The organism is Kocuria sp. MNB10, from assembly GCF_054073685.1.
Window position 1 is genome coordinate 1,582,446 of sequence record NZ_CM133411.1, and the last position, 14,052, is coordinate 1,596,497.

The following is a 14,052-nucleotide window of genomic DNA, read 5'->3' on the forward strand; positions in this document are numbered from 1 at the left end:
ACGGGCACGGACCCGTGGACAACTCGGCGTAGCGGCCTAGAGTAGTGACACAGCTCACCTGATAAGGCGACTTACACACACGCAACGAAGGAGTGGCCATGAAGGTTTTCGCGCACACGGAGCCGGGCGGAGCAGCCCAGGAACTCGAGGTGGAACGGCCCGAACTGGAAGGCTCCGCGGTCATGATCCGCGTGACCAATTCGGGGGTCTGCCACTCGGACGTGCACTGCCAGGACGGGTACTTCGACCTCGGCAGCGCCGGGCGCTACGAACTGACCGCGGCGGGCGCGCAGTACCCCGTGGTGCTCGGGCACGAGATCGTGGGGGAGGTCGTGGCCGCGGGACCGGACGCCACGGTGACGCCCGGGGACACCAAGTACATCGTGTTCCCGTGGATCGGTTGCGGCGAGTGCCAGGCCTGTTCGGAGGACCGCGAGAACTACTGCAGCGGGAAGAAGCGCAACCTCTCGGTGCAGCGCCGCGGCGGCTACGCAGAGGAGGTCCACGTGCCGGACGAGCGCTACCTGGTGTCGCTGGGCGACATCGACCCGTCCTTCGGCGCCACGCTCGCCTGCTCCGGCCTGACCTCCTACTCAGCGGTCAAGAAGATCATGCCACTGCCCGCGGATAAGCCCGTGGCCGTGATCGGCGCGGGCGGTGTAGGGCTGATGACCATTGCGGTGCTCAAGGCCCTGGGTCACGAGAACATCGTGGCCGTGGACATGAGCGAGGCCGCGCTGAAGAACGCCCAGGCGGTGGGCGCGTCCGCCACGGTGGTCGTGGGCGGCGAGGACCTCGTGGGCGACATCGTCCGGGCCGGCGGGCAGAAGATTGCCGCGGCCATCGACCTCGTCAACAACGGGGACACCTCCAACGCCGCGCTCTTCGCCATGGCCAACGGCGGGACCCTGGTCAGCGTGGGCCTGTTCGGGGGCCAGTACCAGTTCCCCACCGCGCTCACCGCGTTCAACCTGCTGAACATTCGCGGCAACTTCGTGGGCAGTCTGCCCGAGCTCAAGGAGCTCGTGAAGCTCGCCCAGGACACGGATCTGCCCAAGCCGCCCATCACGGAGCTCCCGCTCACCGCACAGGAGGTCAACTCCGCGCTGGACGGCCTGCGCAACCGCACGTTCAACGGCCGCGCGGTGCTCGTAGCGGGCTGATCCGCACCGGGCCCCGTTCCCACCGTGCACGACGACGCCGTCGCCACCCCGATCTCTGCGGGCGGCGACGGCGTTCGCGCACCCGGGCGAGGAACGGACGCTCGCGCCCGCCCCGGGTGGGCGGCACCGAGGGGACGGACGACGCCGCACCCGGCCCCGCGGCGTCGTCGTCCGGGGCGCGTCAGAGCAGGCCGGAAGTAAGGCGGCAGACGTTCTCCACGAACTTGCGCCCCAGCGAGCGTTTCTCCCAGGCGTCCAGGTCCAAGAGGGTGGAGTTGGCGCGGAACTGCCCCACGACGTCCTCCATCCGGGTGCGGAACGACTCGTCCACGATCAGGACGGAGACCTCAAGGTCCAGCGCGAAGGAACGCTCGTCCATGTTGGAGGAACCGATCACGGAGACGATGTCGTCCACGAGCACGAACTTGGCGTGCAGCACGGTGGGGGAGCTGTAGCGGTAGATCTCCACCCCGGCGCGCGCGAGTTCGGAGTAGTACGAGTTCTGGGCGTGCTGCGCGAGGAACTGGTCCGAGGTCTCACCCACGAACAACTGCACCCGTACGCCCGCCTGGGCCTCCGTGGTGATGGCGTGGAGCAGGGACTCGTCCGGGACGAAGTACGGGCTGGAGATCACTACGCGGTGATTGGCGTTGTAGATCAGGTGGTTGAACAGGCGCAGGTTGTTCTCGGTCTCGAACCCGGGCCCGGACGGCACCACCTGGGCGTACATGGGCCCGGCCGTGTGCTCGAGTGCGGCAGGGGTCTCGTCCAGCAAGAGGTCGTCGGTTTCCGAGTACCAGTCCGAGACGAACACCGCGTTCAACTCGGTGACCACGGATCCCGTGCCCCGGACCATGAGGTCCTTCCACTCGAGGCCCTTCCGCAGGTTCTTCTTCTTGTTGTACGAGCGGTGGATGATGTTCTGTGAGCCCGTGTAGGCCACCTGGCCGTCCACCACCAGGATCTTGCGGTGGTTGCGCAGGTCCGGGCGCTGCCACTCACCACGCCACGGGCGGATCGGGAGCATCCGCCGCCACGGCACCCCGGAGCGGTTGAACTGGCGGACCAGTTCCGCGTACCCCGGGTAGCCCAGGGACCCCACGTGGTCGATCAGGATCCGCACGCGCACCCCGCGCTCGTGGGCGCGGATCAGGGCGTCCAGCAGATCGCGGGAGATCCGGTCCATGGCCACGATGTAGAACTCGAAGTGCACGTAGTCCGTGGCGCGGTCCACGTCCCAGGCCATCCGGGCCATGGAATCGTGATTGTCGGTGAGGATCTCGAAGTCGTTACCGCCCACCATGGGCAGGGCACCCAGGTTCTGGTTCAGCTCCGCGGTGGTGCGCACCCATTCCGGGTACTCGGCGAGCTCGGGCCCCAGCGGGAGGTGCTCGGGGGTGTTCTCCTGGATCACGTGGTTCATCCGGGCCTGCTTGGCCATGCGTTTACGCGGTAACCGGGTGGAACCGATCACCACGAACAGCAGGAGCCCCGCGTACGGCATCAGGAAGATGGCGAGCAACCACGCGAGCGCCACGGACGGACGGCGCTGGTGGGGGATCCAGCCCAGGGCCAGGATCTTCAGGAGCAGGTCCAGGACCGCCAGGATGATGAGGATCCACTCCGGCAGGGTGTCCGCGGGGAGCAGGTCGAAGGGTATCCAGGGGTACATCCGTGACCGTTCGTCAGGGGCGTCGCAGGTAGTAGGTGTCCTCCGAACCCTCGGAGGGTCGTTTCACGAACCCGCAGCGCACGAGCACCCGGCGTGCCGGTTCGTGGTCGGCCGGGACGGAGCCGTGCACCGCACGGATCCCGGGGTCCTCGAATGCGCGGTCCACGAGCGCGCGCAAGGCCTCGGTGGCCAGCCCCTGGTTCTGGTGCTCCGGGACGATGGACCCCTCGATCTCCAGTTCGTGGTCCATGGCGGGTCCCGCGAACCCCGCGGCGCCGATGATCTGCCCCGAGCTGAGCCGGATCACGGCGAGCAGGGCGCAGTCGCTCTCCGTGAAGAAGTGCTCACCGGCCTCGATCGCCTCCCGGGCCCAGTCCTCGTTCTCGGGGGTGGGGAAACCCGGCGCGAACTGGGGCAGTCGTGAGCCCCCGGCCACGGCCTCGAGTTCGTCCGGTGTGAACGCGCGCAGCTCCAACCGCTGCGTGCGCAACGGCTGCGGCGGAACCGGCCGCGGCATGTCGTCCAACATGGCTCCCTCCGAGGGTTCTCGTGCTGTGGTCCCGGCCCGTCAGCCGAAGTGACGGGGCAGGGTTGATGCGTGGGCGGTCTTCAGCTCGTCCAGCGCCACCGTGAACTCGCCCTGGAAGTCCAGGGCCCCGGCCTCGGTGTCCACCACGCCGATCCGCGCGAACGGGTAGCGGCGCACGGTGCACATGTCCTGGAAGCGCACCTCCTCCGAGCGCGGCACGGCCACGACGGCGCGGCCCTGCGTCTCGGAGAACAACAGCGTGAACAGGTCCACGCCGTCCCGCTCGGCGACCTCACCGAGGCCGATCCGGGCGCCCACGCCGAAGCGCAACGCCATCTCGGCGAGCGTGGCCCCGAGGCCGCCTTCCGCGACGTCGTGCGCGGCGTCGATCATGCCGTCCCGGGACATGTTGATGAGCATGTCACCCAGGACGCGCTCGCGGTCCAGGTCCACGCGCGGGGGCAACCCACCCAGGTGGCCGCGCACGCGCGCCCACTCGGAGCCGTCCAGCTCGTCCGCGGTCTCGCCGAGCAGGTAGATCGCCTGGCCATCCTCACTCCAGCCCGAGGGCGTGCGGCGCGTGACGTCGTCGAACACGCCCATCATGGCAATCACCGGGGTGGGGTTGATGGCCACGCCGCCGGTCTGGTTGTAGAGGGAGACGTTACCGCCGGTCACGGGCACACCCACGGTCTGGCACCCGTCCGAGAGGCCGCGCACGGCCTCCGCGAACTGCCACATGATGTCCGGGTCCTCGGGGGAACCGAAGTTCAGGCAGTCGGACACGGCCACGGGGCGCGCGCCCGCGGTGGCCACGTTGCGGTAAGCCTGGGCGAGCGCCAACTGGGCGCCCTGGTACGGGTCCAGGCGGGTGTAGCGGCCGTTCGAGTCCGTGGAAAGGGCCACGCCCAGGTTGGTGCGCTCGTCCACGCGGATCACGCCGGCGTCATCCGGCATGGCCATGGCGGTGTTGCCCTGAACGTAGCGGTCGTACTGGTCGGTGACCCAGTCCTTGGAGCACAGGTTCGGGGAGGCCATCAGTTCCACGAGCGCAGGGCCGAGCTCCGCGCCGGACGGGCGGGCGGCGTCCTCCGGGGAGCCCGTGAAGTGGGCTGCCTGCAGGGCGTCCTGGGATTCGGGGCGCGCGTAGGGGCGTTCGTACACGGGACCGTCGTGGGCCACGGTGCGGGGGTCCACGTCCACGATGACCTCACCCTGGTAGTCGATGACCAGGCGGCCGGTGTCCGTGACCTCGCCGATCCACGAGTACTCCACGTCCCACTTGGCCATCACGGCCTCGAAGCCCGCGACCTTCTCGGGGGTGACCACGGCCATCATGCGTTCCTGCGACTCGGACATCAGGATCTCGCCCGGGGTCAGGGACGGATCGCGCAGCAGGACCTCGGTGAGGTCCACGCGCATGCCGCCGTCACCGTTGGACGCGAGCTCGGACGTGGCACACGAGATGCCCGCCGCACCGAGGTCCTGGATGCCCTCCACGAGCGAGCCCTTGAACAGTTCCAGGCAGCACTCGATGAGCACCTTCTCCGCGAAGGGGTCACCCACCTGCACCGCGGGGCGTTTGGAGGGCTTGGAGTCGTCGAAGGACTCGGACGCGAGCACCGAGGCGCCGCCGATCCCGTCCCCGCCGGTGCGCGCGCCGAAGAGCACCACCTTGTTGCCCGTCCCGGACGCGTTCGCCAAGCGGATGTCCTCGTGACGCATCACGCCCACGGCGAGCGCGTTGACCAGGGGGTTGCCCTGGTAGCACGGGTCGAACTCCACCTCTCCGCCGATGTTCGGCAACCCCAGCGAATTGCCGTAGCCGCCCACGCCGGCCACGATCCCGTGCACCACACGCGGGGTGTCCGGGTGGTCGATCGCGCCGAAACGCAACGGGTCCATCACGGCCACCGGGCGGGCACCCATGGAGATGATGTCCCGCACGATCCCGCCCACGCCCGTGGCCGCACCCTGATAGGGCTCCACGTAGGACGGGTGATTATGGGACTCGATCTTGAAGGTCACGGCCCAACCGTCCCCGATGTCCGTGACGCCGGCGTTCTCACCGATGCCCACCATGAGGTTCTTGCGCATCTCGTCCGTGACCTTGTCCCCGAACTGGCGCAGGTGCACCTTGGATGACTTGTACGAGCAGTGCTCAGACCACATCACGGAGTACATGGCCAGTTCCGCCGCGGTGGGGCGGCGGCCCAGGATCTCCTTGATGCGCTCGAACTCGGTCTCGTTCAGCCCCAGTTCCGCCCAGGGCAGCTCGGTGTCCGGGGTGGAGGCGGCGTGCTCCACGGTGTCCAGGTTGAAGTGGGTTTCGCTCATGACGACTACTAGATCCCTTTGCGAACGATGGGGCGTGCGGTGCCGGGCGGGCGCTCACGCGGAGGCATGGTGTGGGCCGGGTGCGGTTCCCCGAACTGGCCCGATGACGAACGGATGGGACGCCGCGGTCCTCGCTGCGGGCGAGCGCGGCGTGGACGGGTCAGCGCAATAGGTGTTCCAGGGCGGAGACGAAGACGTCCAGCCCGTCTGTTCCCTGGCGCATCTGGACCGGACCGGAGCCGGAAAGATCGGCGCCGAAGCCCGGTTCCACGGCGTGCTCGGGGTGGGGCATGAGTCCCACCACGTTGCCCCGCGCGTTGGTGATCCCGGCGATGTCGTTGCGGGAACCGTTGGGGTTGCCGCCCGCGTAGCGGAAGACCACCCGGTGCTCGGCCTCTAACTCGTCCAGGGTGCGCTGATCCGCGACGTACTGCCCGTCCTGGTTCTTCAGCGGCACCACGATGGTCTGGCCCTGCTCGAATCGCCCGGTCCACGCGGTGTCCGTGTTCTCCACGCGCAGCGCCTGGTCCCGGCAGATGAACTTGAGCTGTTCGTTCTTGATCATGGACCCCGGCAACAGGTGGGCCTCGGTGAGCACCTGAAAACCGTTGCAGATCCCCAGCACCGGCATGCCCTCCCGGGCATTGGCAGCGTCCACGATCCTGTCCATGAGGGGGGCGAAGCGGGCGATCGCACCGGCGCGCAGGTAGTCCCCGTAGGAGAAGCCACCGGGCAGGATCACGGCGTCCACACCGTTGAGGTCCTTGTCTGCGTACCACAGCGGCACCGCGGTGCCGCCGGCGATCTCGACGGCGCGAGCGGCGTCGCGGTCGTCGAGCGTGCCCGGGAAGGTCACGACACCCACCCGCACGTCCGCGAGTCGAGAATCGGTGGCGGGTTCGGAGAGGTCCGCCACGAGGGGCGTCTGCTCGGCCGTGAGGTTCTGGGCCACGCTCAGTCCTCCTCGGGGGCCACGGAGACGTTCACGACGTCCTCGATCACCGGGTTGGACAGTAGCTTCTCCGCGGCTTCGCGGGCCTGGGCGAGCACCTGCTCGTCCGCTTCGCCCTCGACCGTGAGTTCGAACCGGCGGCCCTGGCGCACCTCAGTGAAACCGCTGAGCCCGATCCGGGGCAACTCATTCGCGATCGCCTTGCCCTGCGGGTCAAGGATTTCCGGTTTGGGCATGACGTCAACGACGATACGGGCCATTTCCACTACTCCTGCGCTTACGGGCCAATCCTCGCCCATCCTATCGGCCCGCGGGTGGGCCGCGGGCAGACGGCAGAGCTGCCGTGCGCGGCCCGCAGGGGATGTTTCCGGACACGGGCGTCCCCTACGATGGAAAGTGTGCTGAGCGTCGGCCCGCCCGGGAGTCCTCCCGGTCACCGGGTCGGCGAAGCGCGAGAGCTCGCCCGGACCCGCTCCACCAGAGAGGACACTGTCATGGGATTCCCTGAACAACAGCAAGAGGCCCCCGGACTGCAGGCCGAGATGAACCCTGTCCCCGATTGCGGTGAGGACAGCTACCGCGGATCGGGCAAGCTCGAGGGCAAGGCCGCGGTTGTCACCGGTGGTGACTCCGGGATCGGCCGAGCGGTGGCTATCGCCTACGCCCGCGAGGGCGCGGACGTGCTGATCACCTACCTGCCCGAGGAGGAACGGGACGCCCGCGACGTCGCCCGCTACATCGAGGAGGCGGGACGCAAAGCCGTCCTGGTCCCCGGGGACCTGTCCGAAGCGGCGCACTGCCGTGCCGTGATCGCGAAGGCCGTGGAGGAGTTCGGCAAGGTGGACGTGCTCGTGAGCAACGCCGCCTACCAGATGACGCGCGAGAGCCTCGAGGAGATCCCCGACGAGGAGTGGGAGCACACCTTCAAGCTCAACGTGGGGGCGTACTTCTACCTGGCCAAGGCCGCCGTGCCGCACATGGCGCCGGGATCGGCGATCATCGGCAGTTCGTCGGTCAATTCGGACATGCCGGTCCCCACCCTGGCGCCGTACGCGGCGACCAAGGCGGCGATCGCCAACTTCTCGGCCAGTCTCGCGCAGTTGCTCGGGGAGCGCGGGATCCGCGTCAATAGCGTGGCCCCCGGGCCCGTCTGGACACCGTTGATCCCTTCGACCATTCCCGCGGAGCAGCTCGAGAGTTTCGGGGACGCGGAGCCCCTCGGGCGCGCCAGCCAGCCCGCAGAACTGGCCCCGGTGTACGTGTTGCTCGCGTCCGACGACGGTAGTTACGTTTCCGGGGCGAGGATCGCCGTCACTGGCGGCAGCCCGATCCTGTGACCCGGCCGCGCTGACGTCAGCGAGTCCTCCGGATGGCGGGTCGTGGCGTTCCCGCGGCGCGATCCGCCGTCCTCCCGTCCCGCCCCACGAGAGAAACGAGCCCCGTGAACGCAACCCCCGACCCCGCCGAGCCCCTGAACAAGGTGACCCGGCGCCGGGACGGCTACGTGGACCTGCGTTCCTACGCAGCCCTGGGTAACGGGCGCACCGTGGCGCTGGTGGCCCAGGACGGATCCGTGGACTGGTACCCCGTCCCGGACCTGGACTCCGCGCCGCCGTTCGCCAAGCTGCTCGACGCCGAGCACGGCGGGTGCATCGAGCTGCGCCCGGAGGAGGAGTTCGAGGTCACCCGGGAGTACGTCCCCGGGACCAACATCCTGACCACCACGTTCTCCACGGCCTCGGGGACTGTGCGGGTCACCGATTCCCTCAACATGGGGTCCACGGGGCAATTGCCGTGGAACGAACTGGCCCGCTCGGTGGACGGTGTGACCGGGAACGTGGCCATGGTGTGGCGGGTGGCCCCGGGCACCATGTTCAACACCGTCTCCCCGTGGGTCGAGATGATCGGGGGGGAGCCTGTGCTGCGCACGAACCGGGTGGGCATGGGGGTCCGCACCGACGACGCGGGGGAAGCGCAGGTGGGGACCCAGCAGATCTCCGGGCGGTTCACCACGCGCCCCGATTCCGAGCACCTGCTCGCGGTGGTCGCCACGCACGGTGAGCCCTTGCGCCTGCCCTCGCCCCGTGAGATCCGCAAGAACGTGGCCATGACCCGGGACATGTGGCGCCGATGGCGTGATCTGCTCGACTATGACGGTCCCTACCGCGCGGAGGTCGAACGTAGCGCCCTCGCGCTCAAACTGCTCAGCCACAGCCCGTCGGGCTCCGTGGCGGCCGCGGCGACCACGTCCCTTCCCGAGAACAGGGAGGGCACCAAGAACTTCGATTATCGCTTCGCGTGGATCCGTGACGCCACCTACACCCTGCACTCGCTCTTGCGACTGGGGGAGCAGGAGGACGTGCACGCGCAGGTGTCCACGATCCTGCGCCGGGCCCGGGCACAGACCCCCGACCTGCACGTCCTCAACCGCTTCGACGGCGAGGTCCCCGCCTCCGAGATGACCGAGTACGACGCCCCCGGGTGGCGGGGGATCGGCCCCGTGGTCTCGGGCAACGACGCCGCGGACCAGTTGCAGTTGGGCGTGTACGGGGACGTCTTCGACATCGCGCACCTCTACGTGGGCGGCGGCAACGTGTTGGACACCGCCACCGCCCGGATGTTCGCCGACCTCGCGGACGCGGTGTGCGACCTGTGGCGCCGCCCCGACTCCGGGATGTGGGAACTGCCTGAGCACCGGCACTACACGAGCTCCAAGCTGGGGTGCTGGCACGGCCTGGACCGGGCCGTGAAACTGGCCGAGGCCGGTCACATCCCCGGGTGCGTGGACCGGTGGCGCTCGGAACGGGAACGGATCCGGGAGTGGATTGAGACCGAGGGCTGGAGCGAGGAACGGGGCGCGTACGTCTGGTACCCGGGAACCGACGAGCTGGACGTGTCCGTGTTGCTGCACGCGATGGCCGGGTTCGATCGTGGTCCCCGCATGTCCTCGACCATCGACGCCGTTCGGGAGGAGCTGGGCCGCGGTGCGCTCATGTACCGCTACAGCGGCATGGAGAAGGAGGAGGGAGCGTTCGTGGCGTGCTCGTTCTGGACCGTGGCGGCGCTGGCTACGGTGGGCCGCCGCGAGGAGGCCGTGGACCTCATGGACGAGATGCTCCCTCTCGCCAATGACGTGGGGTTGTTCACCGAGATGATCGACCCCAAGGACAACTCGTTTCTGGGCAACTTCCCGCAGGCCCTCAGCCACCTGGCCCTGCTCAACGCCGCCGTGGCACTTGAGCAGGCGGCGCTCGAGTAGGACGCGCTGCAGCAGGGGACGACGAACGCCGAGGTCCGCTCAGTCGAAGCGCGCCACCACCCAGCCGTCCACTACATCCACGGCGGCCGCGGGGAGGTCCTTGGCCGGGTCGTGCGGCAGCTGCCGGCCGGCGGCCATGGCCAGTCGCGATCCCAGGAACCGGCCGTCCGGGCCGAACACCCAGTAGTGGTTGGGACACTCGAAGCTCTCGGCGCGCCCCGCGGCCTCCCGGCACACCGTGGCCTGCTGGTGTGGGCACGTGTTGGACAGCACGTGCAGCGCCCCGTCGGCATCCCGGGTCACGAGCACCGGGCCCGCGCTCGAGCGGGCCGTCACGAAGTCGAGGGGTTCCGCCACCGCGGAGACCACGGTGATCCGTTCCCATCCGTGGGCGGTTTCCCCGGGCCTCATGAACGGTCTCCGCGGGTCCGAGCGGTTCGGCCCTGCATGACGACGCCGCTCGCGCCGTCCCGTCCGACTGCTCCGGTCTGCGCCATAGCGCCGATGTGCCCGCCCGCTCCGGACTGCCTCGTCGCGCCATCATGCCCGGCCGCGCGGACGGGCACCGCGGCGTCGTCCGAACGGCGTGACCGGGGCGCGGAGCCGGTGGAATCGAGCGGCGCGGCGGCGTCGTCGACCCCGTCCAGGAGCCGCTCGACGGCCGCCGCCAAGCGCTCTCGCAGCCGATTACCCCGCTGCGCGAAGGCGCGCTGGCGCCGGACGTACTCGGCCTTGCCCTCGGGCGTCTCGATCCGCACGGGCTCGTACCCCCATTCCGTGAGGTCGTAGGGGGAGGCCTCCATGTCGGTCACGCGCACGTCCCACGCGAGGTCGAAGCAGTCCGCGAGCAGGTCCGAATCCACCGCGGGCAACAACTTGTAGGCCCACTTGTACAGGTCCATGCTCGCGTGCAGGCACCCCGGCTGTTCCATGCGGCGCTGTGACTCGCGCGTGGGCTGCAGCTCGTTGCGTTCCACGGCCTGGGGCTGGAAGAAACGGAACGCGTCGAAGTGCGAGCAGCGGATCCGGTGGGCCTCCACCACGTCGTCCGTCCCGGACGCCCCCAACCGCAACGGCGCGTCCTCGTGGCGCACACCGTTGCTCTGCGCGCGGTAGGCCATGGCCCACTCATGCAGCCCGAAGCAGTCGAACGTCCCGCTCCTGGCCAGGGTGTTCGCGAGGATCTCGCGGGTGAACCGCACCGCGGTGCCCCGCTCGGCCACGAATTCCTCCACCGCGACGACGACGCCGCTCATGCCCTCCCCCACGCCCGCCGCCTCGAGCTCCGCGGTCGTCGCGGGACGGTAGTGCTTCCAGCCCTCGCGCTCCGGGGCATCCAAGAGGATGACGCCGGGCCCAGGGTGCCACCGCGTGAACTGGGCCGGGGACAGCGTGTAGTACGTGAACAGGAAGTCCTCCACGGGATGCTTTTCCCCGCGGGACCGCCGGTCCAGGAACGGCCGGGTGTGGGGCGCCACCCGCTCCGCGTGCGCGTGCGCCCGGCGTGACCACTCCTCCCGGGTCAGCGCCTCATGCACTCTCGGCGTCCTGGGTGTTGTCGATCAACCGCTGCATCCCGCAGTTCAGCAACCGGACCTGTTGAGGGGACAACCGCAACCGGCGCATCATCTCCGGTTGCACGGCCTGCGCCCCGTCCTGCAGACGCGCGCCCTCCTCCGTGAGAGTTACGGCCAGGGCCCGCTCGTTGTGCGGATCGCGTTCCCGCGTGAGGTAACCGCGGGCCTCCAAGCGTTTGAGCAGGGGCGAGAGCGTTGCCGAATCTTGCATGAGCTGCTCGCCCAGGTCCTTCACCGTGCGCGGGTTGGTATCCCACAGCGCGAGCATCACGAGGTACTGGGGCAGCGTCAGTCCCAGGGGCTCCAGCACGGGGCGGTAGCTGTGCGCGACCCTGCGTGACGCCACGGACAGCGAGAAGCACAGCTGGTCCGCCAGGGACAGCGGATCCTCGACGGTGGATTCGTCCGAACCACCCAGGAAGTCGATGATCTCGGCGAGCCGGGGATCCTCGGACGGGTCCGAATCAGAACTCATGGATGAAGCCGGGGTCAGCGTCCCGTACCCCCGTACACCGTGGCGGTCTCGTCCGAGTCCAGACCGAACGCCGTGTGCACGGCCCGGACGGCCTCGTCGAGCTTGGCGATGGACGTGATGATCGAGATCCGGACCTCGGACGTGGAGATCATGTCCACGTTGATGTCGCTCTCCGCGAGCGCCTCGAAGAACGTGAACGCCACGCCGGTGTTGGTCTTCATACCGGCGCCCACGAGGGAGAGCTTGCCCACCTCGTCGTCGTAGTCCAGGTTCGCATAGCCGATCTTCTCTTCGGCGGCACGCAGCAGGTTCATGGCCAGGTCACCCTGGGACTCGGCCAGGGTGAAGGACACATCGGTGAGCGGGTTCTCGCCGGTGGAGACGTTCTGGACGATCATGTCCACGTCCACCTTGGAGTCGGCCAGCAACCGGAAGATCCGCGCGGCGATCCCGGGGCGGTCGGGGACCCCCACGATGGTGATCTTGGCCTGGCTGCGATCATGAGCGATACCGGCGATCAGCGGCTGTTCCAAGGGGATCTCCTTCTGCGGCGTGAGGTTCTCGTGCGGGCTGGGGATGACCATGGTGCCCTCGTTGTGACTGAAAGACGAACGGACGTGCAACGGCACGTTGAAGCGGCGGGCGTACTCCACGCAGCGCAGGTGCAGGATCTTGGCGCCGTTGGCGGCGAGCTCGAGCATCTCCTCGGAGGAGACCCGGTCCAGTTTCTGGGCGGTGGGGACGATGCGGGGGTCCGCGGTGTAGACGCCGTCCACGTCCGAGTAGATCTCACACACGTCCGCGTCCAGGGCGGCGGCGAGCGCCACGGCGGTGGTGTCCGAACCGCCGCGGCCCAGCGTGGTGATGTCCTTGGAGGAGCGGTTGACGCCCTGGAACCCGGCAATGATCGCGACGTTGCCGTGGTCGAGCGCCTCACGCACCCGGAGGGGGCTGACCTCCACGAGCTTGGCCGCACCGTGGGCGCCGTCCGTGATCATTCCGGCCTGGGATCCGGTGAAGGACTGCGCGGGAACGCCGAGGTCGGAGATGGCCATGGCCAACAGGGCCATGGAGATGCGTTCCCCGGAGGTCAACAGCATGTCCAACTCGCGAGCCGGTGGTTTGCGGGCCACCTCACCGGCGAGGTCCAGGAGGTCGTCCGTGGTGTCACCCATCGCGGAGACGACCACGACCACCTGGTGGCCGGCGTTCCTGGTCTCGGCTACTCGCCGGGCGACCCGGCGGACACCGTCGGCATCGGCGACCGATGAACCGCCGAACTTCTGGACAATGAGGCTCATACATTCCTCTCACAGGCAGGCACCCGGCCCGAACGCACGGGCGGTCTCGCGGGATCAGTGATCCATGCTATCCGCTCACCCGCAGCCGCACGGAGTCGAGCGGGCATTCGTGGACACAAAGAGGGACGCGAATGTTACGGGCCTCAGCGGGCCTCGGAGACCACCGTGCGTCCCTCGAAAGCCCTGCCCAGCGTGACTTCGTCGGCGTATTCGAGGTCACCGCCCACGGGCAGCCCCGAGGCCAGCCGGGTGACCCGGATACCCAGCGTTTTCAACATCCTGGTGAGGTACGTGGAGGTGGCCTCGCCCTCCAGGTTGGGGTCCATGGCCAGCACGATCTCCTGAACTGTCTCGTCCGACAACCGGGTCATCAGCTCGCGGATGCGCAGCTGATCCGGTCCCACACCCTGCAGCGGCGAGATCGCGCCGCCCAGCACGTGGTACAACCCCCGGTAGCTGCGGGTGCGTTCGATGGCCATGACGTCCTTAGACTCCTCCACCACGCAGATCACGCTGCGGTCCCGGCGGGCGTCCCGGCAGATCGCACACTCCTCCTGCTCTGTGACGTTGCCGCAGATCACGCAGAACGACACCGAGGTCTTCACCGTGGTGATGGCCTCCACGAGCTGCTGGACCTCGTCCTTGTCCGCGTCCAACAGGTGGAAGGCGATGCGCTGCGCGGACTTGGGGCCGATACCCGGCAACCTCCCCAGCTCATCGATGAGGTCCTGGACCGGTCCTTCGTACACCGTGCTCCTTCATTGTCGTGTTCGTGATCAGCCGGGCG

At 68.7% G+C, this 14,052-nt stretch carries 12 protein-coding genes and 1 pseudogene; 3 read left to right on the forward strand and 10 right to left on the reverse strand.

What is annotated here, in order from left to right; translation table 11 throughout:
* Nucleotides 1-98 precede the first annotated feature (98 nt).
* Nucleotides 99-1,163: an alcohol dehydrogenase gene (locus ACW9PK_RS07095; protein WP_457015410.1), complete on the forward strand. Its 1,065-nt coding sequence runs from the start codon at nucleotides 99-101 to the stop codon at nucleotides 1,161-1,163.
* A 181-nt stretch (nucleotides 1,164-1,344) separates the two neighbouring features.
* Here ACW9PK_RS07095 and cls read toward each other — a convergent pair whose 3' ends face one another.
* From cls to purS, 5 genes are all read right to left on the reverse strand, one after another.
* Nucleotides 1,345-2,835 (reverse strand): cardiolipin synthase, encoded by a 1,491-nt coding sequence (gene cls, locus ACW9PK_RS07100; RefSeq protein ID WP_457015411.1) that lies wholly within the window; start codon nucleotides 2,833-2,835, stop codon nucleotides 1,345-1,347.
* A gap of 13 nt (nucleotides 2,836-2,848) precedes the next feature.
* Nucleotides 2,849-3,364: a GNAT family N-acetyltransferase gene (locus tag ACW9PK_RS07105; protein WP_457015412.1), complete on the reverse strand. Its 516-nt coding sequence runs from the start codon at nucleotides 3,362-3,364 to the stop codon at nucleotides 2,849-2,851.
* Between the two features lie 39 nt (nucleotides 3,365-3,403).
* On the reverse strand, nucleotides 3,404-5,701 hold the full coding sequence (gene purL / locus ACW9PK_RS07110) for a phosphoribosylformylglycinamidine synthase subunit PurL (RefSeq protein ID WP_457015413.1): 2,298 nt from the start codon (nucleotides 5,699-5,701) through the stop codon (nucleotides 3,404-3,406).
* 160 nt (nucleotides 5,702-5,861) lie between these two features.
* Nucleotides 5,862-6,653, reverse strand: coding sequence for a phosphoribosylformylglycinamidine synthase subunit PurQ (gene purQ / locus ACW9PK_RS07115; RefSeq protein ID WP_064846534.1), 792 nt, complete (start codon nucleotides 6,651-6,653; stop codon nucleotides 5,862-5,864).
* A 2-nt stretch (nucleotides 6,654-6,655) separates the two neighbouring features.
* Nucleotides 6,656-6,913 carry a phosphoribosylformylglycinamidine synthase subunit PurS gene (purS, locus tag ACW9PK_RS07120; RefSeq protein WP_035960791.1) on the reverse strand — a complete coding sequence of 86 codons (258 nt, stop codon included), beginning with the start codon at nucleotides 6,911-6,913 and terminating at the stop codon, nucleotides 6,656-6,658.
* 234 nt (nucleotides 6,914-7,147) lie between these two features.
* Between purS and ACW9PK_RS07125 the strand changes: the two genes are divergently transcribed.
* Complete coding sequence (locus ACW9PK_RS07125) at nucleotides 7,148-7,990, forward strand: SDR family oxidoreductase (protein WP_457015414.1); 843 nt, start codon at nucleotides 7,148-7,150, stop codon at nucleotides 7,988-7,990.
* 104 nt (nucleotides 7,991-8,094) lie between these two features.
* The gene (locus ACW9PK_RS07130) at nucleotides 8,095-9,912 is read left to right on the forward strand and encodes a glycoside hydrolase family 15 protein (protein ID WP_457015415.1); all 1,818 of its coding nucleotides are present in this window, start codon (nucleotides 8,095-8,097) and stop codon (nucleotides 9,910-9,912) included.
* A 39-nt stretch (nucleotides 9,913-9,951) separates the two neighbouring features.
* On the opposite strand, the gene ACW9PK_RS07135 is transcribed toward ACW9PK_RS07130, so the two are convergent.
* From ACW9PK_RS07135 to recR, 5 genes and pseudogenes are all read right to left on the reverse strand, one after another.
* Nucleotides 9,952-10,323: a Rieske 2Fe-2S domain-containing protein gene (locus ACW9PK_RS07135; protein WP_085107873.1), complete on the reverse strand. Its 372-nt coding sequence runs from the start codon at nucleotides 10,321-10,323 to the stop codon at nucleotides 9,952-9,954.
* 230 nt (nucleotides 10,324-10,553) lie between these two features.
* Nucleotides 10,554-11,450: pseudogene (locus tag ACW9PK_RS07140) on the reverse strand (3-methyladenine DNA glycosylase); the annotation flags it as partial.
* Nucleotides 11,443-11,964: a MarR family winged helix-turn-helix transcriptional regulator gene (locus ACW9PK_RS07145; protein ID WP_457015416.1), complete on the reverse strand. Its 522-nt coding sequence runs from the start codon at nucleotides 11,962-11,964 to the stop codon at nucleotides 11,443-11,445. The pseudogene ACW9PK_RS07140 and the gene ACW9PK_RS07145, both read right to left, overlap by 8 nt.
* A 14-nt stretch (nucleotides 11,965-11,978) precedes the next feature.
* The gene (locus tag ACW9PK_RS07150; protein ID WP_144997114.1) at nucleotides 11,979-13,265 is read right to left on the reverse strand and encodes an aspartate kinase; all 1,287 of its coding nucleotides are present in this window, start codon (nucleotides 13,263-13,265) and stop codon (nucleotides 11,979-11,981) included.
* A gap of 143 nt (nucleotides 13,266-13,408) precedes the next feature.
* Nucleotides 13,409-14,014 carry a recombination mediator RecR gene (gene recR, locus ACW9PK_RS07155; RefSeq protein ID WP_064846538.1) on the reverse strand — a complete coding sequence of 202 codons (606 nt, stop codon included), beginning with the start codon at nucleotides 14,012-14,014 and terminating at the stop codon, nucleotides 13,409-13,411.
* Nucleotides 14,015-14,052: the final 38 nt, after the last annotated feature.